Source organism: Pseudomonas sp. NUPR-001 (assembly GCF_052147955.1).
In the GTDB taxonomy this organism is placed as follows: Bacteria; Pseudomonadota; Gammaproteobacteria; order Pseudomonadales; family Pseudomonadaceae; genus Aquipseudomonas.
In genome coordinates, this window is record NZ_CP197353.1 from 3,728,118 (window position 1) to 3,753,524 (window position 25,407).

26 protein-coding genes are annotated in these 25,407 nt (G+C 60.6%); 15 read left to right on the plus strand and 11 right to left on the minus strand.

All coding sequences use genetic code 11. From position 1 onward, the window contains the following. Positions 1–98: 98 nt before the first annotated feature. Positions 99–1,010: a cupin domain-containing protein gene (locus ACP6KB_RS16805; protein WP_442108286.1), complete on the plus strand. Its 912-nt coding sequence runs from the start codon at positions 99–101 to the stop codon at positions 1,008–1,010. Positions 1,011–1,148: 138 nt separating this feature from the next. Next, positions 1,149–2,774: a methyl-accepting chemotaxis protein gene (locus ACP6KB_RS16810; protein ID WP_442108288.1), complete on the plus strand. Its 1,626-nt coding sequence runs from the start codon at positions 1,149–1,151 to the stop codon at positions 2,772–2,774. Between the two features lie 65 nt (positions 2,775–2,839). Here ACP6KB_RS16810 and ACP6KB_RS16815 read toward each other — a convergent pair whose 3' ends face one another. Beyond that, positions 2,840–3,193 (minus strand): DUF1428 domain-containing protein, encoded by a 354-nt coding sequence (locus ACP6KB_RS16815; protein WP_442108290.1) that lies wholly within the window; start codon positions 3,191–3,193, stop codon positions 2,840–2,842. A 399-nt stretch (positions 3,194–3,592) separates the two neighbouring features. Here ACP6KB_RS16815 and ACP6KB_RS16820 point away from each other — a divergent pair, with 399 nt between their 5' ends. Continuing rightward, the gene (locus ACP6KB_RS16820) at positions 3,593–5,332 is read left to right on the plus strand and encodes a dipeptidase (protein ID WP_442108292.1); all 1,740 of its coding nucleotides are present in this window, start codon (positions 3,593–3,595) and stop codon (positions 5,330–5,332) included. On the opposite strand, the gene ACP6KB_RS16825 is transcribed toward ACP6KB_RS16820, so the two are convergent. Beyond that, the gene (locus tag ACP6KB_RS16825) at positions 5,329–5,808 is read right to left on the minus strand and encodes an NUDIX hydrolase (RefSeq protein ID WP_442108294.1); all 480 of its coding nucleotides are present in this window, start codon (positions 5,806–5,808) and stop codon (positions 5,329–5,331) included. The genes ACP6KB_RS16820 and ACP6KB_RS16825 overlap by 4 nt on opposite strands. A 165-nt stretch (positions 5,809–5,973) precedes the next feature. Between ACP6KB_RS16825 and ACP6KB_RS16830 the strand changes: the two genes are divergently transcribed. From ACP6KB_RS16830 to ACP6KB_RS16840, 3 genes are all read left to right on the plus strand, one after another. Beyond that, entirely contained in the window at positions 5,974–6,192 is a 219-nt protein-coding gene (locus ACP6KB_RS16830) for a hypothetical protein (RefSeq protein ID WP_442108296.1), read from the plus strand. A 38-nt stretch (positions 6,193–6,230) separates the two neighbouring features. Further along, the gene (locus ACP6KB_RS16835) at positions 6,231–6,704 is read left to right on the plus strand and encodes a hypothetical protein (protein ID WP_442108298.1); all 474 of its coding nucleotides are present in this window, start codon (positions 6,231–6,233) and stop codon (positions 6,702–6,704) included. A gap of 133 nt (positions 6,705–6,837) precedes the next feature. Beyond that, positions 6,838–7,686 carry a mechanosensitive ion channel family protein gene (locus ACP6KB_RS16840; protein ID WP_442108300.1) on the plus strand — a complete coding sequence of 283 codons (849 nt, stop codon included), beginning with the start codon at positions 6,838–6,840 and terminating at the stop codon, positions 7,684–7,686. Between the two features lie 69 nt (positions 7,687–7,755). Here ACP6KB_RS16840 and ACP6KB_RS16845 read toward each other — a convergent pair whose 3' ends face one another. The 5 genes from ACP6KB_RS16845 to ACP6KB_RS16865 form a co-directional block, all read right to left on the minus strand. Further along, positions 7,756–8,262 (minus strand): DUF3015 domain-containing protein, encoded by a 507-nt coding sequence (locus ACP6KB_RS16845; RefSeq protein ID WP_442108302.1) that lies wholly within the window; start codon positions 8,260–8,262, stop codon positions 7,756–7,758. 275 nt (positions 8,263–8,537) lie between these two features. Further along, a complete protein-coding gene (locus ACP6KB_RS16850) occupies positions 8,538–9,623 on the minus strand; it encodes a YkvI family membrane protein (RefSeq protein ID WP_442108304.1) in 1,086 nt (361 codons plus the stop codon). A gap of 268 nt (positions 9,624–9,891) precedes the next feature. Continuing rightward, on the minus strand, positions 9,892–10,242 hold the full coding sequence (locus ACP6KB_RS16855) for a VOC family protein (RefSeq protein ID WP_442108306.1): 351 nt from the start codon (positions 10,240–10,242) through the stop codon (positions 9,892–9,894). Positions 10,243–10,293: 51 nt separating this feature from the next. Beyond that, on the minus strand, positions 10,294–11,520 hold the full coding sequence (locus ACP6KB_RS16860) for an MFS transporter (protein WP_442108308.1): 1,227 nt from the start codon (positions 11,518–11,520) through the stop codon (positions 10,294–10,296). 264 nt (positions 11,521–11,784) lie between these two features. Continuing rightward, the gene (locus ACP6KB_RS16865; RefSeq protein ID WP_442108310.1) at positions 11,785–11,976 is read right to left on the minus strand and encodes a DUF2986 domain-containing protein; all 192 of its coding nucleotides are present in this window, start codon (positions 11,974–11,976) and stop codon (positions 11,785–11,787) included. A 178-nt stretch (positions 11,977–12,154) separates the two neighbouring features. Here ACP6KB_RS16865 and ACP6KB_RS16870 point away from each other — a divergent pair, with 178 nt between their 5' ends. Together ACP6KB_RS16870 and ACP6KB_RS16875 are read left to right on the plus strand one after the other, a co-directional pair. Next, the gene (locus ACP6KB_RS16870) at positions 12,155–13,237 is read left to right on the plus strand and encodes a PAS domain-containing protein (RefSeq protein WP_442108312.1); all 1,083 of its coding nucleotides are present in this window, start codon (positions 12,155–12,157) and stop codon (positions 13,235–13,237) included. Positions 13,238–13,267: 30 nt separating this feature from the next. Continuing rightward, a complete protein-coding gene (locus ACP6KB_RS16875) occupies positions 13,268–13,966 on the plus strand; it encodes a YoaK family protein (RefSeq protein WP_442108314.1) in 699 nt (232 codons plus the stop codon). Between the two features lie 4 nt (positions 13,967–13,970). Here the strand turns inward: ACP6KB_RS16875 and ACP6KB_RS16880 are convergent, their stop codons facing one another. Further along, positions 13,971–14,318, minus strand: a complete 348-nt coding sequence (locus tag ACP6KB_RS16880; protein WP_442108316.1) for a hypothetical protein — start codon at positions 14,316–14,318, stop codon at positions 13,971–13,973. 170 nt (positions 14,319–14,488) lie between these two features. Here ACP6KB_RS16880 and ACP6KB_RS16885 point away from each other — a divergent pair, with 170 nt between their 5' ends. Both ACP6KB_RS16885 and ACP6KB_RS16890 read left to right on the plus strand, forming a co-directional pair. After that, on the plus strand, positions 14,489–15,142 hold the full coding sequence (locus tag ACP6KB_RS16885; RefSeq protein ID WP_442108318.1) for an SOS response-associated peptidase: 654 nt from the start codon (positions 14,489–14,491) through the stop codon (positions 15,140–15,142). Between the two features lie 79 nt (positions 15,143–15,221). Next, entirely contained in the window at positions 15,222–17,051 is a 1,830-nt protein-coding gene (locus ACP6KB_RS16890; RefSeq protein ID WP_442108320.1) for an SLC13 family permease, read from the plus strand. Here the strand turns inward: ACP6KB_RS16890 and ACP6KB_RS16895 are convergent. Both ACP6KB_RS16895 and ACP6KB_RS16900 read right to left on the minus strand, forming a co-directional pair. Beyond that, the gene (locus ACP6KB_RS16895; protein ID WP_442108322.1) at positions 17,023–17,730 is read right to left on the minus strand and encodes a DUF3313 domain-containing protein; all 708 of its coding nucleotides are present in this window, start codon (positions 17,728–17,730) and stop codon (positions 17,023–17,025) included. The genes ACP6KB_RS16890 and ACP6KB_RS16895 overlap by 29 nt on opposite strands. Continuing rightward, positions 17,723–18,046: a hypothetical protein gene (locus ACP6KB_RS16900; protein ID WP_442108324.1), complete on the minus strand. Its 324-nt coding sequence runs from the start codon at positions 18,044–18,046 to the stop codon at positions 17,723–17,725. The genes ACP6KB_RS16895 and ACP6KB_RS16900 overlap by 8 nt, the downstream gene beginning before the upstream one ends. Before the next feature lie 164 nt (positions 18,047–18,210). On the opposite strand from ACP6KB_RS16900, the gene ACP6KB_RS16905 reads away from it, so the two are divergent. The 3 genes from ACP6KB_RS16905 to ACP6KB_RS16915 all read left to right on the plus strand — a co-directional run bounded on the left by ACP6KB_RS16905 (position 18,211) and on the right by ACP6KB_RS16915 (position 21,073). Then, positions 18,211–18,921, plus strand: coding sequence for a response regulator (locus ACP6KB_RS16905; protein WP_442108326.1), 711 nt, complete (start codon positions 18,211–18,213; stop codon positions 18,919–18,921). Continuing rightward, a complete protein-coding gene (locus tag ACP6KB_RS16910; protein ID WP_442108328.1) occupies positions 18,918–20,258 on the plus strand; it encodes a sensor histidine kinase in 1,341 nt (446 codons plus the stop codon). Before ACP6KB_RS16905 ends, ACP6KB_RS16910 begins: the two co-directional genes overlap by 4 nt. Positions 20,259–20,821: 563 nt before the next feature. Beyond that, a complete protein-coding gene (locus ACP6KB_RS16915) occupies positions 20,822–21,073 on the plus strand; it encodes a hypothetical protein (RefSeq protein WP_177494555.1) in 252 nt (83 codons plus the stop codon). A gap of 81 nt (positions 21,074–21,154) precedes the next feature. Here ACP6KB_RS16915 and ACP6KB_RS16920 read toward each other — a convergent pair whose 3' ends face one another. Continuing rightward, positions 21,155–23,383, minus strand: a complete 2,229-nt coding sequence (locus tag ACP6KB_RS16920) for a TonB-dependent hemoglobin/transferrin/lactoferrin family receptor (RefSeq protein ID WP_442108331.1) — start codon at positions 23,381–23,383, stop codon at positions 21,155–21,157. Positions 23,384–23,596: 213 nt separating this feature from the next. Here ACP6KB_RS16920 and ACP6KB_RS16925 point away from each other — a divergent pair, with 213 nt between their 5' ends. Together ACP6KB_RS16925 and ACP6KB_RS16930 are read left to right on the plus strand one after the other, a co-directional pair. Continuing rightward, positions 23,597–24,319, plus strand: coding sequence for an energy transducer TonB (locus tag ACP6KB_RS16925; protein WP_442108333.1), 723 nt, complete (start codon positions 23,597–23,599; stop codon positions 24,317–24,319). 17 nt (positions 24,320–24,336) lie between these two features. Continuing rightward, complete coding sequence (locus ACP6KB_RS16930; protein ID WP_442108335.1) at positions 24,337–25,407, plus strand: hemin-degrading factor; 1,071 nt, start codon at positions 24,337–24,339, stop codon at positions 25,405–25,407.

Below are 25,407 nucleotides of genomic sequence, written 5' to 3' on the forward strand. Positions count from 1 at the left end.
ACTCCTGCATACTAGGGTGTCACACAAGTCTGTTGGTTATAAGAAATACCTTCCATATTCTAGAGTCGTTATTACTTGCTCCTGAGTCTTTCCCTTAGATGATTTCCTCCAGCCCCCTTGTCGATTGGTTATTAGAAAGCCTTGAACTGGACGCCAGTCTGTTCCATGTCGGGCGTTACTGCGGTGGCTGGCATGCCAGCACCCAGGGCCTGGCGCGGGCCAGTTTTCACTTGGTGGTGCAGGGCCATTGCTGGCTGCACATCGCTGGTCAGTCCCAGGCCATTGTCCTGGAGGCAGGAGATGCGGTGTTCCTGCTGCGCGATCTGGAGTACCGGTTATCGGGTACCGCCGATGGCGAACTGGCCCAGCAGCAACCGCGCATGGCCATGCTGCCGCTGGACAGCGAAGCGCAGGACGGCGTTGGTCTGGTCTGTGGCTTCTTTCATTTTCAGCCGGGGCTCTCGTCGCTGATCATCGAAGGCTTGCCTGACTGGTTGATCCTGCGCGCCGGCGACCCGGCGTTGAGTGCGGCGACCGCGCTGTTCGAACTGATCCTTGCCGAATGTCAGCGCCTGCCCGCGCCCTCCTCGGCCTTGCTTGAGCGCCTGAGCCATCTGCTGTTTCTGTACGTGCTGCGCCAGCAAGTACAGGCCGACCTGCCCATGACCGGCCTGGTGTGCCTGGCACGCCACCCGCAATTCGCCACATTGGTCGAGCAGTTGATCGAACACCCCGAGCAGCCCTGGCCACTGGAAAGCATGGCGGCCTGTACCGGACTGTCGCGCTCGGCGTTCTTCAAACGCTTCAGCGAACTGGCTGGGCAGTCGCCCGGGCAAGTATTGCTGGCGCTGCGTATGCGCCATGCCTGCCAGTTGCTCAAAGCCCACAACACCGTCGAACAGGTGGGCGCCGCTGTCGGCTATCAGTCGGTGGCGGCGTTTACCCGTGCCTTCAGCAAAGCCGTAGGGGTGCAGCCGGGGGCCTACCGGCGCCAGCACGAGGGGCGCTGAGGCAAACAACGTTCGGTAATCGAACACAAGCGATTTTCGCCGCTCAAGTCCGTCTGTGCACACTCCGATAGCCCACCACGCGCTGCGATTTTTTGCCCGCGCATGGTGCCTATAACAATTAAAAGGAGTGTTGCCCGCATGTTCGCCGACCTGAAGATTCGCACCGGGATGTTCTGGGTGCTGTTGTTGTTCAGCCTGACCCTGCTGTTCTCCACCGTCAGCGCCTGGCGCGCAGCGGTGGGCATTAATCAGCAAATCACTGAACTGGACTTCACTGCGCGCCAGTCAGACCGATTGAACAACGCCTTGTTGATGTCGATCCGCGCCAGTGCCAACGTCTCTTCAGGCTTCATTGAACAGAGCGGCGGCTTTCAAGACAGTGCCAACAAGCGCATAGCGCTGTCTGCACAACTGATCGACAACAGCCGTGTGCTGTTCGACGAGTTGCTCAACAATACCCAAGAGCCGGCCCTCAAAGCCCTGGCCGCAGAGCTGCACAGCACCTTCGCCCAGTACGCCACAGCCGTGGCCGGGCAACGCGAAGCAAGCGGGCGCAATGACCTGCAAAGCTATTTTGCCGCCACCACCAACGCGGGCAACGCCATGGCGCGGATGCAGACCCTGCGCCAGCAATTGGTGGCAGCATTGAACGAACGCAGCGTACAAATCATGCACGCGTCCGACCAGCGCCTGAGCGCCGCCACCCGCTTGAGCCTGGCGCTAGGCGTGTTCACCCTGGTGCTTGCCGTGCTGTGCTGGCGCTTTATCGTTCGTCGAGTGCTGAGCCCATTAGTTGACGCCAGCCAGCACTTCAAGCGCTTTGCCCAGGATGATCTGAGCGTGACCGTGCAGGTGAAAAGCCGTGACGAAATCGGTCAGTTGTTCGCCGACCTGGCGCATATGCAAAAAAGCCAGCGAGCCACCCTGGCCCAGTTCACCGCCTACGCCGCACAAGTGGCCCAGGCCGCCCAGGTGCTGCATGGAGTGACCGAACAAAGTGCCAACAGCTTGCGCCAGCAAGACCAGGAGCTGGAACAGGCCGCCACCGCCGTGACCGAAATGACCACCGCCGTAGAGGAAGTTGCGCGCAATGCCGTTACCACCTCGCAAGCGGCCAACGACTCCAACCAACTGGCCGAACAAAGCCGCCAGCAGGTCAGTGACAACCTCGAAGGCACCCGCGCGATGGCCAGCGAAGTGCACACCAGCAGCGAGCGCTTGCAACAACTGGCCGGACAGATCCGCGACATTGGGCAAGTGTTGGACGTGATCCGTTCGGTGTCGGAGCAAACCAACCTGCTTGCGCTCAATGCGGCGATCGAAGCAGCGCGGGCCGGCGAGGCGGGTCGGGGTTTTGCCGTGGTCGCCGATGAAGTCCGCACCCTCGCCTACCGCACCCAGCAGTCGACCCAGGAGATCGAGCAAATGATCGCCGGTGTGCAGCACGGCACTGAAGCCGCAGTTGCCTCCATGCAGGCCAGCACCCAGCGTGCGCAATCGACCCTGGGCATCACCCAGGCTTCGGGCCAGGTACTGGAAGGCATCTACAGCGCGATCAGCCAGATCAACGAACGCAACCTGGTGATCGCCAGCGCTGCCGAAGAACAGGCCCAGGTGGCCCGCGAGGTAGACCGTAACTTGCTGAACATCCGCGAGCTGTCGACACGCTCGGCGGCGGGTGCGCAGCAAACGCGCACGGCCAGCCAGGGGTTGTCGGCATTGGCTGAAGAACTGACGGCGTTAGTGTCGCGCTTCAAGGTGTGAGTGATCGCGGGGCAAGCCCGCTCCTACCGGCTGTAGGAGCGGGCTTGCCCCGCGATGCGTTTCACCTAAACATCCACCAAAATATTGAACCCACCAAAAATCAAACGCTGCCCATCAAACGGCATCGGGTTCTTGTCAGGCTGCAAGCGCGGGTCTTCCATCATCTTCTTCATCCCGGCATCGCGCACCTCACGCGATGGCCAGAGAATCCAGGAAAACACCACCGTTTCGTCCGCCTTGCACTTCACCGCCATGGGAAACGAGGTCACCTTGCCCTCGGGCACATCATCGCCCCAGCACTCGATAACGCGCTGGGCACCACACTCCTTGAACACCACCGCCGCCTCTTCAGCATGTTGCTTGAACTTCTCACGGTTGGCGGTAGGCACTGCAAGCACAAAACCATCGACATAAGACATGACGTTGACTCCTGTACAGGGATTGAAGCGATCAGGTCGATCTGTGCAGTAGTCGATTCGCTACCCCCTGATTCGACACCAGCACGCAATGACCGACAAACGGTCGGCCTTGTCGCGGTGGGAGCGGCGGTGCGGCGACCCGACTTGCCCCGCGATCTGGTGCGATACAGCAAATCGCGGGGCAAGCCCGCTCCCACACCGGATGATCAAGACAGTTGCTCCCACCGGTAGGGCCGGATGCAGGGGCACTTTCGTTTCTGCGCCGCTTTTGCAGTGCTGTGCGACAGATCACACATTTGGGGCTCCTCTGCCGATGAATTCTGGTGTTAGCTTGAGGCCCGCTCTGTCGCATTCGACAGACACCTTTTACCTACAACCCGCAAAGGAATGCATCCAACAATGCCCTTCTCACTCAAACACCTGGCCGCTACCACCTTGATGCTGGCCAGCCTTGGCGCGTTCACCTCCCAGGCCCAGGCCAACATCACCCCTCAGCAGAGCACGGCGATCCTGAAAACCTTTGGCGACGCGTCGGTAAAGGACTTCAGGCAATTTCTGGGCAGCCTGGCCAAAAGCGACCTGGCCAAGGCTGATAACCTCGGCGCGAGCATTACTGCTTTCCTCGATAACAAGCCCCTGTCGGCTGAGCAGCAAAACGAAATCCACCGCTTGCTCGGCCTCTACGCGCGGGTGAAATACGGCAGCGCCGCCACCGAAACCCTGCGCGAGTTGGTGGCCATTCCGACGATGCGCGTCGACGGTGTTGCCCAGCACGAGAACCCCGAATTCATCAAGATCGCCGAAAAGATCAAGGGGCTGGCCCAGGCGTTCAACCTGCACTTTCGCAACATCGACAACCGTGTCTACGAGATTTCCCTCGAAGGCAAAGGCAGTGAAGTCGTAGGTATCCATGCCCATGCCGATGTGGTGCCGGTGACGCCAGAGAATTGGGTGCTGCAAGACGGCACCCGGCTCGACCCCTTCAAAGTCACCCTGATCGGCGACCGCATGTATGGCCGCGGCACCGAGGACGACAAGAACGGCATCGTCGTCGCGCTGTATGCGATGAAGATCATCAAGGAAGAGCAGCTACCGCTGGCGCGCACCTTCAAGCTGCTGGTGGACACCACTGAAGAAACCACCGGCGATGCCATTCCTTACTACTTCGAGCGCAACCCAACGCCCAACTACAACCTGGCCCTGGACGGCGGCTACCCGGTGGTGATTGCCGAGAAAGGCTACGGCACCCTGATGGCAAGCTTCCCGCAGCGCAGCGCTGAGGGCCAAGGCGCTGAGATCACCTCAATGACCGGTGGCCTGGCCACCAACCAGATTCCGTCGACATCGGTCGCCACGCTGGTCACCGACAAGCCCGCAGCACTGGCGGACAGCCTGCAACAGGCCGGCGCGGAGTACGCCAAACGCGCGGGCGGCAACTTCACCGTCAACGCCAAAGTCGTCGGCAATGCGGTGCAACTGACCGTTACTGGCGTTTCTGCGCACTCTTCCGAACCCGAATCCGGTGTCAACCCGGTGGCACGGATGCTCGACTTCATCCACAGCCTGGACGGCAAGGTTGCGCTCAAGCACAACGCAATCACCGATGCGGCCCGTTACGCCGCCGACAACTGGGGCCTGGATTACCTCGGCGGCAAGCTGGGGGTTGGCTTCTCCGATGCCTTCATGGGGCCGCTGACCACCTCGCTGACCTTTGTCGGCATGGACGACAGTGCCTTCAAACTCGCCGTCAACCTGCGCGTACCGGTCGGCAAGACACCGGAAGTGCTCAAGCGCGAGCTCAGTGACAAGCTGGCCGCCTGGCAGAAAATGTCCGGGGTAAGCGTAACCTTCGACACCTCCATCGCCGAGCCGATGTACCGCAACCCCGAAGGTGAATGGGTGAAGGCCCTGCTGGCGGTGGCCAGCGAAAACCTCGGTATGGCGCAGAAGTTCGGTACTTCGGCCGGCGCCACCTCGGTGCATGACCTGCCCAACGGTGTGCAATTTGGCCTGGCCATGCCTGACGTCAAATACACCGGCCATAACGACAACGAGTTCAAGACGGTTGAGCAGTTCATGCTGGATCTGCAAATCGTCACCGAAATGATGGGGCGTATCGGCCAGATGCCCGCGCTTTAAGGTGTATGCGAGCCCGCCAGGCAGGCGGGCTCGCTACATGCGCCTGGTGTCGTCGGCCAGTGGCCACGCGCTTTGAGTGTCGCGCGCACATATGCCAGTGCGCGAGCAAACACCGGATGGCAATCAGCGTCAGGCAAAGGGTCGAGTTCAGCCCAGAAAAATTCGAAACGATGGCCATGATCATCAAGTGTTTGATGCACCCATTGCTCGGGTAAGCGCCCGCTCACCTGACACAGGTGAAATGACCACACCTGGCCAAGATGCTCAGCATCCCAGCAGCCCAAGTCGTCCATAACCCTGTCGGCTTTAATCCCCGACTCTTCCCAGAGTTCTCGTAACGCCGCCTGGGCGGGCGTTTCGCTGCGCTCAATCGAGCCCTTGACCAATTGCACCCCGGCCAACGGATGCCGGAACAACAGGATCCTGGGAACCCGTGCGGGTAACAGTACGACTGCGCAGGCCTTGTCTGGGCGCATGAGGATGTCCTTATCGGTCAATGAAGGCAGAAAGACTTGCCATCATACGCGGGCCAACAGGCAGCCACTGCCTGCACAACTGACGCAATGATATTGAAATGACATTATTGTAATAGTATGTTTCCAGAGAGTTTTTAACGCTAGCACCTCCACAAGGAAGACTGCATGACGCTCAAAGGAAAGTTGATTTCAGGCTATCTGGTTATTGGCCTGATCTACACCCTGTATTCCTGGCTTTTCGGCGCCTACTCCTACGCCAGTTTCGCCTACAACCTGGGCCGAGGCCTGATCTGGCCAGCGGCAATGTTCCCGGCTTTCGGCGCGTTTCTTGGCGTCATCGTCTTGCTCGTGGTCATCGGCGCGCTGCATTTGAGCCGCCGTTAAGCAACCTGCACCTATACATAGATCAAGGACAAAGACCAATGAGCATGAAGAAAGCAACGCTGGCTGCGCTGTTTGCTGCGGCACTGGCAGGCTGTGGCGGCAGTCAGGACAAGGCAGAGGAACTGATTGAGGTCAGCGACCTGGGCAAGCACTACGGCACCATCGTCGAAATCGCCTCCGCCGGTTACGCGCGCCAGTACCCGATGCTGGACCGCGAGCAGATCCGCAACGTCATTCGCGAGAATGTTGATCAGGACGAAATCAAAAGTCAGATGGTTGAGGTCTATGCCGATCACTTTGACGCCGATGAGCTGGAACTGATGATTCGCGCCAACAAGCATCCCGATCAGGCCATGGCCATTATTCTTGGCTCCAAGGAAGGCCGCTCGTTGGCTGAAAAAGTGATGAAGGTGCAGACCACCATCGCGCAGGACATGCAAGAGGCGATGGCTGACAGCGATGAGGCCATCGTCGATGCGCTGGATGATCTGAAGGACGACCTTCAAGGCTAACTCCGGTAGGAGCGGGCTTGCCCCGCGATGGTGGGCTTTCAGACACATCGCATCGCGGGGCAAGCCCGCGCCTACACGTTTGGCAAGCTTGTGCTAGCGTTTTGTGGCCAACCCTCCACTTACGGGCCCCGCCATGGACGAATCCATCGTTAGCATGACCACCACCAAGTTCAATGCGGCAGTCGCGCTTGTACAAACGTACGGTGCGGCATTTGCGGTCAAGATTCTCTCCGCCATCGCCTTCTGGATTATCGGGCGCTGGCTGATCGGCTTTGCCGTCGGCATGGTGCAACGAGCGCTGACCAAGCAGAAGCTCGACCCGACCGTGCTGCGTTATGTCGGCTCAGTCATCACCGTGACACTGAACATCATGCTGGTGATCGGTATCCTCGGTTACCTCGGCATGCAAACCACCACCTTCGCCGCGCTGCTCGCCGCCGTCGGTCTGGCGATCGGCATGGCCTGGTCGGGGCTGCTGGCCAACCTGGCGGCCGGTGCCTTTATCATCGTCCTGCGCCCGTTCAAGGTCGGTGATTTCATCAGCGCGGGCGGTGTGATCGGGACGGTCACCGAGATCGGCTTGTTCGCCACCACCATCAACACCCCAGACAACGTGCAGACCTTAGTCGGCAACAACAAGATCTTCAGCGACAACATCCAGAACTTCACCCACAACCCCTACCGCCGTGTCGAGCTGCAGGCGCAGCTGTCTGGCGCGGCAGACTGGAAGGCGGCCGCAGCGTTGCTCAAGCAACACATCGCAGCACTGCCCAACGTGCTCGCCGAGCCGCCAGTGGATGTGGAAATTCTCGAATTCAACCTGGTCGGGCCAGTGCTGGCAGTGCGTCCGTTCTGCCATAACGAGCACTATTGGCAGGTTTATTTCGACACCAACCGCACCATCAAGGATGTCCTCGGCGAGGCGGGCTTCCCGGCACCGATGCCGGCACAAACGGTGATTGTTCAGCAGCGTGCCGAGTAAGCTGCCAGCCGTGTCACAGGCAAACGAGAAAGCCCTCCGTGGAGGGCTTGATCGACAGGTTCCAGGTTGTTAACCGGGTTGCTGCACGTAGCGCGCCAAACGCGGGTCGCGACTCATCACCGTCAGGGTATTGCTGTAGACCTGCTCTGCGGTGACATCCTGATGGGCAAAGATCTCATTGAAATGCTGATGCGTGACACTGGCAAAGTGTTGACGGTCATCGCTGGGCACGCCCAGCAAGGTGGCATAGGCGCTCAACGATTCACCATTGCCTCTGGCCATGTCCTCGGAAATACCTTCCAGCATATTGTTCATCGCCAGCATCGAACGGCCACCATAGCCAAGCTTCACTTTTGAATCGCAACCGTTGGTGCCAGAGGTCAGGCCAAAGGTGGCGTTGCCAGAAGTGCCGTTGGTGGTTGTCGCCAGCAGGTGGGGGCCCAAGCCGCTTTTTCCTTCAAACAGCATGTTGCCCCAACCACATCCATTACCCCCTGCCTGCGCTGCCTGCACGGAAAATGTGGCAGCAGTGAGGAGCCCGAGTAAAACCGCCTTGCCGATCAGCTTGTTTGTCATGCTCGTATTCCTTCGGTCGAGAATTACGCCACGGACACGCGAACGCTAGAGCAACGAATGGTTGAACAACACGCGCCCTCGCTAGAGGGTTTAGGCGAACCTTGGAGCAAATTCAAAGTTATTGCGCAAAAGAAATCGAATTGCTCGTGGCTTGATGCGCGCCGGCCAGTGACACCTGGGCGGGCGTTGAGGGGCAGGCAGTGAGCGCAAGCCCCACGTCGGTATCGATGCAGATGTAAACCGCACTGCACACACGAGTGGGGCTGGCGTCAGCCTCAGGAGGCGGCGTTCAGTGCAGCTTGTTGCTTGGCGGCGGAGCGGCCGCGCAGCCAACTGAAGGCAATGGCCAGAATCAGGGCGAAACCGACGTAGCCCAGCAGCGGATAGACAGTACCGACCAGCTTGCTGAAACCACCCAGGCTCAGGCCCAGACCCACGCAAACCGTCACGGCGCTGACCAGTTTGAAGCGGCGGGTATCCGGCTTGGCAAAGCGTGCACTGAAGGCAAAGAACATACCCACTGCGGTGCTATAGATCATGCACACCAGCGCGATCGACATCACCACGGTCAGCAGTGGCGACAGACGCCCCGCCAGCGCCAGCGACGGCATTTCGATGCCTTGCAGCTGGTTGATGTTGGCGAACAGGCCGATGTTCAGCAGCAGGATCAGCGCGCCCAGGCCCAGCCCACCGAGAATACCGCCGACACCTGCAGCCTTGGGCTGCTTGGTCATGCCGCCAATGACGGCCAGCATCGGGAAACCTACGGCGATGTTGAACGAGGCGTACAGCAAGGCGCCAACGAACCAGTTGTCGGTAACGGTTTCGTTGTTCTCGCGAGCGACTGCGTCGAGGGTTTCAACCGGGGCGTTGTAGCTGAAGATCGAGTAGGTGGTGATGATCAGTACCATGGCCAGCAGGAACGGCATGACCGCGCTGATCAGGTTGATGATGCGCGTAACGTTCAGGCACAGGGTGGCAATCACCAGCACAGTCATCAGCACACCGCCGAACAGCGGTGGCAGGTTGTACTCCTGGGAAAAGATCGAACCGCTGCCAGCGAGCATCACTACGCCGACACCGTACAGGAAGAACGACAGCACCACGTCAACGACCAACCCGGCACGCGCGCCGAACAACCGGTAGAGGACTTCCTTGTGTGAGTTCGCCTGCATCTGCGAACTCATCCGAGCGATCTGCATGCCAAGGAAGGCAAACAACACACCGCTCACCAGAGTGCCGACAATGCCTATGAGCCCATAGCCGGTGAAGAACTGCAGCACCTCCTGTCCGGAGGCAAAGCCACCACCGATTACTACCGACATGTAAGCAAGCGCAATCTGGATAGATTGTTTATTCATGACACTTCATCTCGTTCTTAGACTTATTAGTTGCATGAAAAAAAGAGGTCACTCCTGTCCTCTTCATTCCGCATCGCGAGCGTCTAGATCGCTGCACGCAAGCCCCTGGCTCGCGCAATCGTGCAGGCATTTCGACGCCAGGCGCAGTATAGGAAGACTGCGCCAGTTGTTTTGACTGTATAAGCAATAAAATTTGGCGGAAAATACCGCAGAAATTAAATCCACACGACAACTTTCGCGAAACTACTAAAATCCACCGCAAACTTTTCTACATTTGGTTACAAATAACTTGGGTAAATGCCAGGAAATAGCCATTGCAATCGCGAATACCAAACTCTCTTGAACCGTAGGGCATGTCTTGCAATGGCCAGGCAATCGACGCCTTGTCTCTGATGGCTTCGAAGTAGCGGTCTACCTGCGAAATTGCACAATAGAAGGTGCCAGAGCAGGCGACAGCGCTGCCCCACAGATCCTGCTGGGTAAACACCAGGCGGCAGTCCTCCAGTTGCACGGTCAGCGTTGAATCCTCTGAGTCGCTCACCGTGAACCCGAGCGTGTCGCGGTAATAGACACGGGTACTTTCCAGATCGATACAGCGCAGCAGCACGGTAATCGCCATGTTGATCCCCTCCGGTGGGAGCGGGCTTGCCCCGCGATTCCCGACTTTCGGTCAAATCACATCGCGGGGCAAGCCCGCACCCACCGAGATGCACCTAGGTGCTCGCAAGCGGTAATAGCCACGCAACGCCACCAGCAGCACACCGACGCCGGCAACCAGCGCCACACTGAAACCCGCCTTGCCGCCCAGCCCATCAACCACCTGGCCCGACACCGCAGCACCACCAGCAACTCCGACATTCAAACCCGCCAGCAACCATGTCATCCCTTCGGTCAGCCGGTGCTCGGGAATCACCCGCTCCACCAGTGACATCGCCACAATCATGGTCGGCGCAAAGAACAGACCCGCCACCAACACCGTTGCTGACAAACCGAAGATGCTGCCTGCGAACATCAGCGGCAAGGTGGTCACAGCTGTCGCAAAACCACCCAGCAACAACAACGTGGGCAGTGGTGTACGCCACTTCAGCGCACCGAACAGCAACCCCGCCACGCAAGAGCCGATGGCGTAACACGACAGCACAATACTGGCTGCTGCCGGCGCCCCGCTTTGCTCGGCGAAGGCCACGCTGACGATTTCCACGGTGCCGACGATGAGCCCCATGACCACCATCAGCAAGGTCAGCAGGCGCATGTCTGCAACCCGCAACAGCGATACGTCGCGACGTGCGGCCTCGGCGTCCTGTTGCAGCGGCGGCTCGCTCCCCACTTGTGCAACCAAGGCAGCCACACCGAGCGCAAGCAACACAGCGGCGGCCAACGGGCCAGCCTGCGGCGCTACCGCTACGCACAAGCCGATGGCGATGGGTGGCCCCGCGATGAAGGTGACTTCGTCGAGCACCGTTTCCAGCGAATACGCCGTCTGCAAGTGTGCTGTGCCACGGTAGATCGCACTCCAGCGGGCGCGCACCATCGCCGACATGCTAGGCATACAACCTGCCAGCATTGCGCCGACAAATAGCGTCCCGTCGGCGGCCTGCCAATGGCTGCAGGCCAACAGGACAAAAATGCCCAACACACTCAGCGCCGTAAACCCGGGCAGCACGCGGCGCTGGCCGAAGCGATCCACCAGCCGCGAGACCTGCGGTGACATCAATGCATAGGTCAGCACGAAGGTCGCCGATACCGCCCCCGCCAGGCCGTAGCTGCCGCGCAGTTGCGCAAGCATGGTGATAATGCCGATACCAGTCATGGGCAACGGCAAGCGGGCCAGCAACCCGGCCAAGGCAAAACCTTTGGCCCCCTGGGCCTGGAACAACGCACGGTAGGGATTGAACATGCTGCACACTCCTTGTCGATTCAGGCCCGCCGCGCAATCAGCACACAGGCGCAATTACATACACTCCGTATGTTTAAGTATTTTTATCATACGCTCTGTATGTAAGTCCATGCGCGCACAGCCCGACCTCACGCGAGGTGCTCTGTGGATTGCCGAGGACGAAGGTCGGAGGGATGGGTGGCCACGGGCCCTGATTGCCATGGAGCTGCTGCTCAACGGTAACCGGGCCTCAGATGAAGAAGGGCGTCAGGGGCTGTACGAAATTCAGCTCGGCATCGATGTAACGGGCTCTGCTCCGCCTTCAGGACTACTCACGACGTCGTCACTGGCCAGGGCTGCCTGTTTCAAACGGTCCGCTTTACTGATGTATTTAGGTTTGTTTTTCGGTGCCAATTTGGCATTGGCCTTTTTGGCGTGAGCCTCTAACAACTGCTTAATTTTTTTGCGGCGATTCATAATATTTCACACGTTCTGTCAGTGCTGAAAGCGGACTTCAGCGTGTCGACAGGGTGGATGCTCACACCGTGAATGTCTACAGAACGTTGCAGGAAATCTGCGGCAAATGCCGTCAACCAAAAGTTTACAGCTTAGGTATACTGCCAGGCTCTTGGCTCCCGATCAGGACACCCGGCCCATGATGGAAAACAGTTTCGCTTTTCGCCTCAAGGAGTTGCTTGAGCATCAGAAGTTGACCTTGCAAGCCGTGGGCACGGCCCTGGGAATCTCGCGCACCGCAGTACACAAATGGACCCGCGGCGGTGAAATCGACTACGACAACCTGCGCAAGCTGGCAGACTTTCTCAAGGTCAACTGGATCTGGTTGCGCTACGGCGAAGAAGCCTTGCAGAACGTTCAGCAGCCTCAGGTCGTAGAGCTGCCGATGACTGATCTGCGGCGGCGCTACACCGCCGAGATCATGGAAAGCGAAACACGCATGAAACTGGCCCAGGAAGGCGCGCGCATTGTCACCTGGGAATGGAACCTGATCAGCGACGAGGTGACCTACTCGCCTAACGTCGAGCAAGTGTACGGCTGGCCGGTGCACCGCAACGAAGACTTCTGGGCTCACCTGCCCGCCGAGGACGTTACGCGCATGCAGGCCATGTACGCCCAGGCGGTGGCCGACGGCAGTGGCTGCGAATGCGATTTTCGTATTACCCGCCCCGATGGCGAAGTGCGCTGGATTTCTTCCCGCGCCACGGTGGTGCGCGACAGCGCCGGTCGTTCGGTGAAGATGGTCGGTATCAGCATGGACAACACCGAGCGCCAGGTCGCCGAACAGGCGCTGCGTAACAGTGAAGAGCGCTTTCGCGCAATCTTCGAACTGGCCTGGGGCGCCCTCGCCTACATCGCCCCCGATGGCACCTGGCAGCGGGTCAACAACAGCTTGTGCGAGTTACTTGGCTACCGCGCCGAAGAGCTCTACAGCATGACCTTCCAACAGATCACCCACCCGGACGACCTGGACGCTAATCTACAACTGCTGCAACGTATGCTGGCCGGTGAAACCGAGCGCTATGAAGTAGAAAAGCGCGTGCGGCACAAAAGCGGCGAATACATCTGGGTGCGCGCCCGTACTTCACTGCAGCGCCGCGACGATGGCGAGCCGGAACACCTGATTAGTGTGTTCGAAGACATCGGCGCCAAGCGTCTGGAACATCAGCGCCTGCAAGCGCATATCGCCGGGCTTGAAGCACGGCTGGCGCAACGCGTCTGAACCTCACCCGCTTGATTGGGAGCGCAAGGGATGCTGCCAGGTTATCCATACACGTCAGCGCGGTCATTACGCATCGCCAGACTGCGCGGTAAGGTCGGCCTGTATTTTGTCGCCGCCTTGTCGGTGCTGGCCGGCATGACCGATGCCATCGGCTTTATGGCCACCGGCGATTTTGTCTCGTTCATGAGCGGCAACACCACACGCCTGGCGGTGTCGCTGGGCAGCGGTGAAATGAGCCTGGCGCTGCGCATTGGCGCGCTATTGCTGGCCTTCGTAGTCGGCAACGCCCTGGGCGTGATCATTGCCCGCCTCAGTGGGCGCAGGCCCTGGCCGCTGTTATCGATCATCGCCGCGCTGCTGGTGCTGGCAGGGCTGTTGCCAGGCAACTGGCAAGTCCCCGCCTTGGTCGCTGCGGTCCTCGCCATGGGAATGATCAATGCGGTGGTCGAAGAAGTGAACGGGATGCCCGTGGGCCTGACCTATGTAACCGGCGCGCTGTCACGCTTTGGCCGTGGCCTGGGGCGCAGGCTGCTGGGCGAGCGTCGGCAAGGCTGGCGGGTGCAGTTGATTCCCTGGACGGGCATGTTCGTCGGCGCCGTGGCCGGCGTGCTGCTGGAACACGCCTTCGACCTGGCTGCGCTGCTGTTCAGCGCCGCGCTGGCTGCCACGCTCGGGTTGATCTCGTTGAAAATCCCCCGGCGCTGGCAGCTCGGCTACATGCCCCGATAATCGCTTACAGGCAGGTGGCCAATGCGGCCATCCGGCGCAAGGCGACACTGTCGTCTTTCTTGGCGTAGTAGCTGACCGCGGTGTTGGCACCTTGCGACTGGATATCGGCAAACGACTCGGCTTCACGAGTGTACACGGTAAAACCGCCCTGCTTCGGCTCCAGGTAGCCGCTGGCATCGACGCCGAATACGCCTTCGTCCTGCCAGCCGAATTGAATGCACTGGGCAACCCGGTCAGCCGGTTTGCTCGAGGTGAAACTTTTGGTGGGCGCCTGGCTGCGTGCCGCTTCCATGGCCGAAGAGGCACAACCGGCCAACAACGCTGCAGCAACCATCGCCATTACTACCCGCATGACACACCCTCGTCGAAAAAAAAGCCGACTGTATCATTGCCCGCCCGCCAACACCCGCGCCGCTTAACGTTACACCGCGACTATAGTTATCAATCCGGCCCGATGCGTTCTCCGATCAGCGTTTCTGCTTAACCGATGGCGTCCCCCCCCCTTCAATGCAGGACACCCGGATGTGTGGAAGACTCAGCCAGTACCATGGCATTCACGACTTCGTCGACGCCCTGAGCATGCCCGACGCCCTGGCCAATCAAGTCGGTGACCAGCCCTTGGCGCACTACAACGTCGCGCCCAGCACGCAAGTGGCGGTTTTCATCCCGGGTCAGGCGCGCTGGCTACGCTGGGGATGGCGCCCGCACTGGGCCCAGGACCGCGCGCCACCGATCAATGCACGGCTTGAGAAAGTCGCACACTCACCCTTCTTTCGCGCGATCTGGGGGCAACGCCTGATCGTACCGGTCGATGGCTGGTTCGAGTGGGTTGATGAAGGCCAGGCGAAAAAGCAGCCCTACTACATCCACCGTCGCGATGGCCGGCCGGTTTTTTGTGCCGGCATTGGCCAATGGCGCGGCGCCGAGGACGATGGCTTTGTCATCATCACCGCGGACAGCGAGGGCGGCATGGTGGATATTCACGACCGCAGGCCTGTGGTGCTGGCACCCGAGTGGGCCAGCGCCTGGTTGAACCCCGACGCTAGCAAAGAGCAGGCGCAACAGATGCTGCTGAACCTGGGAGAACCGTCAGAAGCCTTCGACTGGTACCGGGTCGACAAAGCCGTCGGTAACGTGCGTAACCAGGGTGCCGAGCTGCTCAGGCCGACTGCGTGATGACCTGAACCGTCTCACATCAACATTCCCCACCTAATTTTCTGCCAGACTTGCACCCTTCACGAATCAGGAAGATTGCATGAACGACGAATTGCTCTGGGTGCTTGGCCTGCTGTTTACCAGCGTAGTCTTGTTCATCGCCAACCGGCCACGCATGGATGTGGTGGCGCTGCTGGTCATTGTGGCCTTGCCGCTCACCGGCATCCTTACCGTGCAGGAGGCGCTGGCCGGTTTCAGCGACCCCAACGTGGTGTTGATCGCCGCGCTGTTTGTGATCGGTGAAGGCCTGGTGCGTACCGGGATCGCCTATCGCATCGGCGAATGGATGGCCGATCGCGCAGGCAACAGTGAAGTTCGCCTGCTGGTGCTGTTGATGGTCTGCGTGGCCGGGCTGGGCTCGGTGATGAGCTCGACCGGGGTGGTGGCGATCTTCATTCCGGTGGTGTTGAGCATTGCCGCGCGCATGAAGGTGTCGCCCAGCCGCCTGATGATGCCCTTGAGTTTTGCCGGTTTGATCAGCGGCATGCTCAGCCTGGTCGCCACGCCGCCGAACGTGGTGGTGCACAGTGAACTGGTGCGGCATGGCGAAGGCGGCTTCAATTTTTTCAGCTTTACCCCGTTCGGCCTGGTGATCCTGGTACTGGGTATCGGCTACATGCTCCTGACCCGCCACTGGCTCAGCGGTGAAGTGCGCAAAGACGGCACCCCGCAGACCCGGCGCACCCTGCTCGACCTGATCATCGACTACAAACTGGCGGGCCGCGAACGGCGTCTGCGCGTACGCCCAGACTCGCCCTTGATCGGCCATAGCCTCAGCGAGCTGAAATTGCGCACCGTGCATGGCGCCAACGTGGTGGGTATCGAACGCCAGCACAAGTTCACCACCCGGGTGATCAGTCCAGACTCCAGCACCACCGTGCACGAAGGTGATGTGCTGTTGCTCGACCTGTTCGCCCCGCGTGACGATTTGCGCAGCCTGTGCCAAAGCATGAAGCTCGAACCCCTGCACTTCAAAGGCGCGTACTTTATCGATCAGTCCCACGCCGTGGGCATGGCCGAAGTGGCGATCGTGCCCGGCTCGCAACTGATCGGCAAAAGCGTGCTGGAGCTGAATTTCCGCACCCGCTGGGACCTCAACGTGGTCGGTTTGCGACGCGGCCAGAGTGCGATTGAAGAGCAACTGGTGGAAGAAAAACTCAAGCTCGGCGACACCTTGCTGGTGATCGGCCCGTGGAAATCTGTGCGCCAGTTGCAGGCCCAACCGCGAGACTTTCTGGTACTGAGCTTGCCGGCCGAAGTCGATAACGTCGCCCCGGCCCTGAACCAGGCGCCCTATGCGCTGATCAGCCTGGCAGTCATGGTTGGCCTGATGATCAGCGGCGTGGTGCCGAACGTCATCGCCGCGCTGATCGCCTGCCTGTTGATGGGCGCCGGGCGCTGCATCGACATGAACAGCGCCTACCGCGCGATCCACTGGCAAAGCCTGATCCTGATTGTCGGCATGCTGCCGTTTGCCCTGGCCTTGCAGAAAACCGGCGGGATCGCCATCGCCGTGAACCTGCTGGTGCAACTGCTCGGCGAGGCCGGGCCGTACATGATCCTCGCCTGCCTGTTTACCATTACTGCGCTGATCGGGCTGTTCATTTCCAACACCGCCACCGCGGTACTGATGGCCCCGGTAGCGGTCAGTACCGCTGAACACTTGGGGGCATCGCCCTACCCGTTCGCGATGATTGTCGCCCTGGCAGCTTCGGCGGCGTTCATGACGCCGGTGTCGTCACCGGTCAACACCCTGGTGCTGGGGCCCGGTCAGTACCGCTTCGCCGACTTCGTCAAAGTCGGCGTGCCCTTCACCGTGCTGGTGATGGTCGTCAGCGTGTTCATGGTGCCGTGGATTTTTGCCCTGTGAAGGCGGCGGCGTTTTGCTGCTTGAGGCTGATGGCCGCTTCGCGCCAGTCCTGTGCCCAACCATCGAGCACGCCCTTGAGATTGTCGGCGGTCATCACCTGATCGTCGTTCTCCAGCGGCAGGCCGGTGCCTTTGCGCACCACCTCGGCAACCACCGCACGCGTACCGCCGTCGAGGAAGGCTGCTTCGGTGGCGATCACGCTGTCCAGGTCGCGAATACCGACAGCACTGCTGACCCCGGCCGCCACCAGGGTCACTGGCAGGTACTCATAGAAATGCAGTGACTGGGTGTGGGCACCCACCGAGGTAATCGCCGGGCGCACGATCAAGGTATTGGGCCCAGGTTGCTCGACCAGATTCAGCACCTTGCCCAATTCGCGCTTGAGCGCCACATCGTAGTAGGCGGTAACCGCCTTCAGCGTCGAGTCGGGAATTTGCGCACTGGCTTTCGGTTGCGGGTAGAACTGGCTCGGCGCGATATAGACTTGGGTGTAGCGCTCCACACGCAGCTTGGGGCTGATCCAGCGCAGCACTGACTCACCCGAGGCGGTCTTGTGCTCGCTCAACTGGTCATAATCGCGCAAAAAGCCGGAATACTCCTTGGGCGACACCCGGGTCTGGCTACAACCGACCATCAACAGCGACAGGCACAGCGCTGGCGCGAAGATCTGCTTACGCATGCTGAGCGCTCCCGGACGGCTGGCTGGCGGGTCTTGGTGCGGTACCGGAGCGCTCCACCTGCAGTTGCCCACTGGCCATGATCCAGTTCACCAGTTCGTTCAGCGGTACCTTATAGCTGTACTCCATCCATTGATTGCTGCTGGGGCTGTAGCGCTCGAAGTAATGGCTGAGGATCATGTGCGTGCCTTCGCTGCAAAGCCCCAAGCGCGAATCCTGATAACTGAGCAGTGCGTTACGCCACAGATCCTGCGTGCGCAGGTCGAGGGTCAGCGCTTGGCTGCAGTCAAGGCCGTCGATGGGTGGTTGTGCCTGCATGGAAAATTCCCTTGGTTTGGAGTGCCGACAGCATCACCCAAGGCCTTTGCTGGCAGATGTCTGTTTTGTTTCGCCGCTGCAGTTTTATTGCGTGATTGAAATATATGACCAACGCCGCAGAATGGTTTTAGATACACACTTTTTACGCCCCACTGGACCTGAACGTGAGCAGACTGCTGATCGTCGATGACGATGTGGAAATTTGCGCCCTGCTGAAGAAGTTCTTTGTCATGCATGGCTACGAAGTCGACCTGGCTGCCAATGGCACGGCCATGTGGGCGGCTATCGAACAACAGCGCCCTGACACCATCATTCTCGACTTGATGCTGCCCGGTGAGAGCGGCCTGAACCTGTGCCAGAAGCTGCGCGTCAGCACCGGCATCCCGATCATCATGCTCACGGCCATGGACGAGCTGAGCGACCGCATTGTCGGCCTGGAACTGGGCGCCGATGACTACCTGGGCAAACCCTTCGATGCCCGCGAACTGCTGGCCCGCTTGCGTGCCGTGCAGCGCCGCGCCGGCGAGCAATTGCGCCCGCTGAGCGAAGAAACCCGGCCGGTGATCCGCTTTGACGACTGGCAGCTGGATGTCACCCGCCGCGAACTGCGCACGCCACAAGGGGTGATGGTGCCGTTGTCGGCCGGTGAGTTCGATTTGCTGCTGGTGTTTCTCGAACATCCGCAGCGCATCCTCACCCGCGAGCAGTTGATCGATCTGGCCCGCGGACAGGGCCACGAGGCTTACGACCGCAGCATCGACGTGCAGGTCAGCCGCCTGCGTCGCAAGATCGAACCCGACAGCAAGCGCCCGGCGCTGATTCGCACGGTGCGTAACGGCGGCTATCTGTTCGACGCCAAGGTCAGCCGCACATGATTCGCCTGGGCCTGCACCACGACAGCATCAGCCGCCGCATTGCCTTGACCATCATCGCCGCCATGCTGATTTCAGTGGCGCTGAACATCCTGTTCGTACAGTTGGCCGGCGTCTGGGCCCAACCACCGCTGGCCAAGACCGGGCTGCTCGAACAGATTGCCGTCTCCACGCGGGTGCTGGAGGCCGCGCCCGTCAGCCAACGTGCGCAACTGGCCGAAGCGGCGAGCACCCCCATCCTGCATGTGCAATGGAGCGCGCAGCGTGATGCCTTCGGCTTGCCCGGCCCCGGCGACCTGATTGACCCGCAATCGGTGCCCACGCTGTCGCAGCAACTTGCCACTATGCCGCTGCGGCTTGAAGCCTACCAGCCCAGCAATTGGCCAGCAGACGACCCCGACGCCCACTACAAACTGGTCATGCAACTGGCCGACCACAGCTGGTTGGCGTTCACCCCGCCCTACCGCAGCTGGGGCCTGAGCACGGGTATGCGCATAGCCATCATTGGCCTGTTGGCCTTGGTCGCCGCGCTGTTGGTCGCCTGGGTCGGCACGCGCCAGCTGGCCGGCCCCCTGCAGCGTTTCGCCCGCGCTGCACGGCGATTCGGCAGCGACCTGCGCGCGCCGCCCATCGCCCTGGAAGGCCCCCATGAACTGCGCCAGGCGATCACCGCCTTCAACACCATGCAGGCACAGATCCAGCACTTCATTGCTGAACGCACGCAAATGCTTGCGGCCATTTCCCACGACCTGCGCGCGCCGTTGACGCGCATGCGCCTGCGTGGCGAATTCATTGAAGACGCCGAGCAACAGCGCAAGTTGTTCCGTGATGTCGATGAAATGCAGAGCATGATCAATGCCGCGTTGAGCTTCTTCCGCGACGAAACCCGCCTGGAAACCACCACGCCGTTCGACCTGGCTGAACTGCTGCACACCCTGGTCGACGATTACCGCGATCAGCAGATTGCAGTGGACTTCGAAGGCCCGGCGAATCTGGTGTATCTCGGTCGGCCACTGGGGTTGAAACGCGCGGTAACAAACCTGATCGACAACGCGGTCAAATATGCCCAGCCACCGACGATTCGCCTGAGCAGCAATAGCCACAGCCTGTTCATCGAGATACGCGATCGCGGCCCGGGCATTCCACAGGCTGCGCTGGACGATGTGTTTGTACCGTTTTTCCGCCTGGAAAGTTCACGCAATCGCGACACCGGTGGCGTCGGCCTGGGCTTGCCATCGGCGCGCACGGCGGTCCGCGAACAAGGTGGCGAGTTGACCCTGCGCAACGCGCCGGGTGGTGGTTTGTTGGCCTGTATCGAACTGCCGCGGGGCAATGAATGATTGTCTGCAGCGTTAACGTCCACTTAACGGCAGGCCCTTAGATTAGGGTTTCTTCCCTTCAGAACGTCGACTTTGGCTCACCTTGTGTGAGCCTTTTTTTTGGTTTTTCACGGATTTCCGGGGCAGGATTGGCTTTGGGGGCTGCGAGCTTATCCAATAGCTGTGGTGGCACCACTGGCCCCTTCCGCCCTTACGGCGGCCTACTTTTTCTTGGAAAAGTAGGCAAACCGCTCGCTCCTGCATCCGGCCCTACGCTTCGCTCCGGGTTCCTTCGCTCCGGCATTGCTCCCGCGAGGACCGCGATAACGCGCGCGCAAAGCAAAAGCAAAGCGACAAGCCCCCACAACCGTAACTTAGCGACTTCACGAGGCCGAGTGTAGGTGACTGGAGGGCTTGTCACGGTGGGAGCGGGCTTGCCCCGCGATTTGCTGTATCGCGCCAGATCGCGGGACAAGCCCGCTCCTACCGGTAGGGCTTGCTCCGAAATTCCACGAGGAAACCAAAAACCGAACGGATGGTCTGAGCAGTACCCTCCCAACCGCTGTGCGGATCAAGGAACCACAGTGCTGAAACATCTGACCCGATTCGCCGTGATCACCACGATTCTGGCCACATCCGGCTGCTACTACCACGACTACGACCGCGACGATCATCGCTGGGACCGCGACCACCGCTACTCCCGTGATTGGGATGACGACCGCGATGATCGCGATCATCGCCAATACAACAAACGCTATCGCGACGACGACCGTTATCGTTACTACGACAACGACCGCCGTCGCGACCGGGATGATGACGACGACGATGATGATTGATCATCGGTAGGAGCGGGCTTGCCCCGCGATTGCGATTTATCTGTCACATCGCCTCGCGAGGCAAGCCCGCTCCCACCCGTATCAGATCTCCCAGATGACGTTGACGGCCGCGTAGCGCCCAGGCTGGGTCAGGCGGTCCAGACCTGCCGCGTTCTCATCGCGGCCTTGCACGTCACCCCAGTTCCAGTACTTCTTGTCGGTGAGGTTGAACAAGCCGCCGTTGATCGCCACCTGATCGGTAACCTGCCACCAGGCATTGAGGTCGAGTACGCCATAGCCAGGGGTTTCAAACTGGCGGTCGATCAGCAAGTCGGCATCGCCGGTGTGGTCAACACGGTCCTTGGCTTGCACCAGGGTCCAGGTCAACTGTCCACCATAGACACCACTCGGAGCATCGTAGCCCAGGCCGAGCACAGCCTTCAGCGGGTCGACGCTGTTGAGCGCCTGTCCGGTCTCTTCATCCTTGCCACGGGCATAGGCAATCGAACCCAGGGCGCGAGTACCGGTCGGCAGGAAGGCATCGAGTTTGATGTCACCTTTAGCCTCGGCACCACGGATGGTGACTTTGTTGACGTTGAGTGGCTGGAAGGTCAACAGGCCGGTGCCGTTTGGATCAGGCACGGTTTCGGTAGAGATGAAGTCTTTGTACTTGTTGTAGAACAGCGCGACACCAAAGCTGCCGAGGTCGTAGCGACCACGCAGACCGACCTCGAAGCTGTTGCTGGTTTCCGGCTTCAGGTCCGGGTTACCGATTTGCTGATAGCCGAACTGCGGGTTGCTGAACTCACCGTACATGTTCACCGGGCTCGGTGCACGGAAGCCGGCGGCGTACTGCCCGTAGACACTTTCATGCTCGGTCAGCTGATAGGTGACGGCAAACTTGGGCGAGAAGTGATCGTCGGTGATCCGCGACGGGTCGGTCTCGGCTGGCAGGCCGTTGAGGAATTCATCGGTGACGTGCGGGGTCTGACGGTAGTAGTCGTAACGCAGGCCCGGCAGCAAGGTCCAGCGGCCGATCTCGATGCTGTCCTGCACGAACAAGCCCAGGGATTCGCTGGTCGGATCCGGGAAGTCGCTGACCGGGAAGTTCTCGGTGGCCGGCACGGTTGCACCGGTGTCCAGACGCACTTCACTGCCTTTACGCAGGTTGCTGGCCTCGATGCGTTTGACTTCAGCACCGTAGATCATGTGGTGACGGGTATCACCGACCGCGAACTGTTTGTCCGCCTGGGTGTTCAGGCTCCACAGACGCTCATCGTACTGCGAGTCGCGGGAACGAATACGGTTGACCCCGGTAGCGGTCTGGCGCTGCTGCAGGGTTTTCTGGTTATTGTTGCTCTCTTGATAATTGAGCTGCCACTTCACCTGGTCGGCCAGCAAGCTGTCCAGGCTCAGCGTGTGCTCAAGGCTGTAGCGGTCACGGTCGATGCTGTCCTTGGCTTGCGAGCCGAGAATCGCCGGGCTGGTGAAGGTTGCACGTGAGGTGATGTCGCTGAGCAGGTTGCTGTTGGCGTCGTCTTGATAGCGCTCGTAGGTGAACTGCAGGCGGTCACCGTCGGCGTAATCCCAGCCCAGCTTGGCCAGCAGGTTTTCGGTGGTGTAGTCGAGCGGGTTGGCTTCTTCACGCGAACTGCCGACGCCGCCATTGCCACCCCAGGTATCGGTGGACTGACCGTCACGACGGCCCAGGTGCAACAAACCGTCAACCGTGCCAGTGCGGCCAGCGAAGGTAGCGCTGCGCTGCCAACTGTCATCGCTGCCGTCATAGCCGGTTTTGAAACGGGCGTAGGTGTCATCACCCTCTTCGAGGTAATCCGCCGCGTCCTTGGTCAGGAAGCTGACCGCACCGCCAATCGCATCGCTGCCGTACAGCGAAGAGGCCGGGCCACGAATAATCTCGACCTGCTTGATGGTGTCGAGGTCAACGTAGTTGCTGCGCACGTCCTGGAACGGGCTGAAGAAGTTGCTTTGCGGAACCCGCACGCCATCGACCTGGGTCAGCACGCGGTTGCCATCGATACCGCGGATGTTGGCACCGGAAAGACCGAAGCGGCTGCCTGTACCACTGACCGAAACACCCGGCTCGTAGCGCACCAGGTCCTTGAGGTCTTTGTCGTTGTGCTGATCGATTTCACGTTCGTTGTGGACCGACACCGTGCTCGGCACCTGCAGCAGCGTTTGCTCGGTGCGCGTTGCCGTGACGCTGACGGTATCGAACTGGGTGACGGGCTCGGCAGCCAGGGCCAGCGATGGCGAAAGCAGCAGCAAGGCAAGCCAGGAACGCTGGGGAAATGGCGGGCGGATCGACATCTAACTTAACTCCTGATGGTCAGGCCCGCTGCGACACGCGCCAGGGCTGACGGGGATGTGTTGGATTTTGTTGTGAATTGAGCAATGACCCCTTTCTGTGAAGGGTGTTGCTGTAAACGATTCTCAATGGCAGCGGCGGCGACAATAACCAGCTTGACTTACAAATGCAAATTATTACCATATGCATTCTTAATTAATAAAAACTGAGCGTGCATGAAGCAACCTTGGGGCTACCTGCTACTGTCCGTCGCGCTGCATGCCAGCGCGGGCTGGCTGCTGCACGCGCTACAGGCAGAGCCCGAACCGCTGGCAATGCAGGCACCGATGGCCATTCAGTTGGTGAGCCTGGCGCCTGCCGCACAAGCCGTGCCTGCTGCCCCTGCCCGCCCACAACCAACGCCGCGACCGGCGCAAGCACCCGTCCAGCCACCCAAGGTGGCTACGCCCATCAAGCCTACCCCTGCAGTGGCCAAGGCCGTGCCGGTCAAACCCGCACCTGCAATCGCCAAAGCAGCACCATCGCCGCGCAGCGAACCGCGCCCAACTCAAACCGCCGCTGCTGCCGATACAGCTCGCCCCAGCCCAACACCACCGACACCGGCACGTATCGCCAGTGCACCGGTACCTGTTGCGGCGCCGTCCACACCAGTGCTCAGCCTGCGCCCCAGTTTTATCAGCCCGCCACCGCCGCCCCGCTACCCGTCGCAGGCACGCCGGCGCAACCAGCAGGGAATTGTTCGGGTCGAGGTGTGCCTGGATGAGCGCGGCAAGCAACTGAAGCTGACCCTGGTGCGTTCCTCGGGCGTGGCCAGTCTCGATCAAGCGGCACTCGATGCCGTGACCACGTGGCGTTTTCGTCCGGAAATAGTCGACGGCCGGGCCGTGCCCAGCCGCGTTGAAATACCAATAGAATTCGCCCTGACGGCGAACCGATGACCCTGAAGGAGTTCACCATGACTGCCCCCACTCGCGCCCTGACCACTGGCCCTGCGCTGTACCAGCAGTGGCAACAACTGCGCGCTGAACACTCCGGCCTGCGCGCCCGCGACGCCGCCGCCAAGCTCGGCGTCAGCGAAGCCGAACTGACCGCCAGCCGCCTGGGTGTCGATACCGTGCGCCTGCGTCCTGAATGGGCGACCCTGCTGCCGGCACTCGGCGAGCTGGGCTACATCATGGCGCTGACCCGCAACGAGCACTGCGTGCATGAACGCAAAGGCGTCTATCACGAAGTGACCATCATGGGCAGCGGCCAGATGGGCATGGTGCTGTCGCCCGACATCGACCTGCGCCTGTTCCTCAGCGGCTGGGCCAGCGTGTTCGCCGTCGACGAAAGTACCGCGCGGGGCCCGCAGCGCAGCATCCAGGTCTTCGACCGCCAGGGCACTGCAGTGCACAAGGTGTTCCTCACCGCCACCAGCGAAGAGTCCGCCTGGGCACCGCTGGTTGAACGCTTCCGTGCAGAGGAACAAAGCGCCGAGCTCGACCTGCAACCGCTGCCAGTCGCCAAGGCCCCTCGCGCCGACGCCGAGGTCGATGCCCAGACCCTGCGCACCCAGTGGTCAGAGCTTCAGGACACCCACGATTTCTTCGCCCTGCTCAAGCGCAACGACGTCGCGCGCACCCAGGCCCTGCGCCTGGCCGGTCCGCAGTGGGCCGAGCCGCTGGCCACGGTCGAGCTGACCAACCTGATTGAAGAAGCCGGCAAACGCGAAGTGCCGATCATGGTCTTCGTCGGTAACAAACACTGCATTCAGATTCACTCAGGCCCGGTCAGCAACCTGCGCTGGATGGACACCTGGTTCAACGTGCTGGACCCGGCGTTCAATCTGCACTTGAAGACCACCGGGATCACCGAGCTGTGGCGTGTACGCAAGCCGAGCGTCGATGGTATCGTCACCAGCTACGAGGGCTTCGATGCCGACGGCGAGCTGGTCATCCAATTGTTCGGTGTACGCAAACCGGGCGTGCCAGAGCGTGACGACTGGCGTGCACTGGCCGAGTCCGCGACTCCGATGACCGCCTGA

Bases quoted from the DNA above. Each gene is read 5' to 3' on its own strand.
- ACP6KB_RS16805 (WP_442108286.1), top strand. From the start codon at position 99: ATGATTTCCTCCAGCCCCCTTGTCGATTGGTTATTAGAAAGCCTTGAA.
- ACP6KB_RS16810 (WP_442108288.1), top strand. From the start codon at position 1,149: ATGTTCGCCGACCTGAAGATTCGCACCGGGATGTTCTGGGTGCTGTTG.
- ACP6KB_RS16815 (WP_442108290.1), bottom strand. From the start codon at position 3,193: ATGTCTTATGTCGATGGTTTTGTGCTTGCAGTGCCTACCGCCAACCGT.
- ACP6KB_RS16820 (WP_442108292.1), top strand. From the start codon at position 3,593: ATGCCCTTCTCACTCAAACACCTGGCCGCTACCACCTTGATGCTGGCC.
- ACP6KB_RS16825 (WP_442108294.1), bottom strand. From the start codon at position 5,808: ATGCGCCCAGACAAGGCCTGCGCAGTCGTACTGTTACCCGCACGGGTT.
- ACP6KB_RS16830 (WP_442108296.1), top strand. From the start codon at position 5,974: ATGACGCTCAAAGGAAAGTTGATTTCAGGCTATCTGGTTATTGGCCTG.
- ACP6KB_RS16835 (WP_442108298.1), top strand. From the start codon at position 6,231: ATGAGCATGAAGAAAGCAACGCTGGCTGCGCTGTTTGCTGCGGCACTG.
- ACP6KB_RS16840 (WP_442108300.1), top strand. From the start codon at position 6,838: ATGGACGAATCCATCGTTAGCATGACCACCACCAAGTTCAATGCGGCA.
- ACP6KB_RS16845 (WP_442108302.1), bottom strand. From the start codon at position 8,262: ATGACAAACAAGCTGATCGGCAAGGCGGTTTTACTCGGGCTCCTCACT.
- ACP6KB_RS16850 (WP_442108304.1), bottom strand. From the start codon at position 9,623: ATGAATAAACAATCTATCCAGATTGCGCTTGCTTACATGTCGGTAGTA.
- ACP6KB_RS16855 (WP_442108306.1), bottom strand. From the start codon at position 10,242: ATGGCGATTACCGTGCTGCTGCGCTGTATCGATCTGGAAAGTACCCGT.
- ACP6KB_RS16860 (WP_442108308.1), bottom strand. From the start codon at position 11,520: ATGTTCAATCCCTACCGTGCGTTGTTCCAGGCCCAGGGGGCCAAAGGT.
- ACP6KB_RS16865 (WP_442108310.1), bottom strand. From the start codon at position 11,976: ATGAATCGCCGCAAAAAAATTAAGCAGTTGTTAGAGGCTCACGCCAAA.
- ACP6KB_RS16870 (WP_442108312.1), top strand. From the start codon at position 12,155: ATGATGGAAAACAGTTTCGCTTTTCGCCTCAAGGAGTTGCTTGAGCAT.
- ACP6KB_RS16875 (WP_442108314.1), top strand. From the start codon at position 13,268: ATGCTGCCAGGTTATCCATACACGTCAGCGCGGTCATTACGCATCGCC.
- ACP6KB_RS16880 (WP_442108316.1), bottom strand. From the start codon at position 14,318: ATGCGGGTAGTAATGGCGATGGTTGCTGCAGCGTTGTTGGCCGGTTGT.
- ACP6KB_RS16885 (WP_442108318.1), top strand. From the start codon at position 14,489: ATGTGTGGAAGACTCAGCCAGTACCATGGCATTCACGACTTCGTCGAC.
- ACP6KB_RS16890 (WP_442108320.1), top strand. From the start codon at position 15,222: ATGAACGACGAATTGCTCTGGGTGCTTGGCCTGCTGTTTACCAGCGTA.
- ACP6KB_RS16895 (WP_442108322.1), bottom strand. From the start codon at position 17,730: ATGCGTAAGCAGATCTTCGCGCCAGCGCTGTGCCTGTCGCTGTTGATG.
- ACP6KB_RS16900 (WP_442108324.1), bottom strand. From the start codon at position 18,046: ATGCAGGCACAACCACCCATCGACGGCCTTGACTGCAGCCAAGCGCTG.
- ACP6KB_RS16910 (WP_442108328.1), top strand. From the start codon at position 18,918: ATGATTCGCCTGGGCCTGCACCACGACAGCATCAGCCGCCGCATTGCC.
- ACP6KB_RS16920 (WP_442108331.1), bottom strand. From the start codon at position 23,383: ATGTCGATCCGCCCGCCATTTCCCCAGCGTTCCTGGCTTGCCTTGCTG.
- ACP6KB_RS16925 (WP_442108333.1), top strand. From the start codon at position 23,597: ATGAAGCAACCTTGGGGCTACCTGCTACTGTCCGTCGCGCTGCATGCC.
- ACP6KB_RS16930 (WP_442108335.1), top strand. From the start codon at position 24,337: ATGACTGCCCCCACTCGCGCCCTGACCACTGGCCCTGCGCTGTACCAG.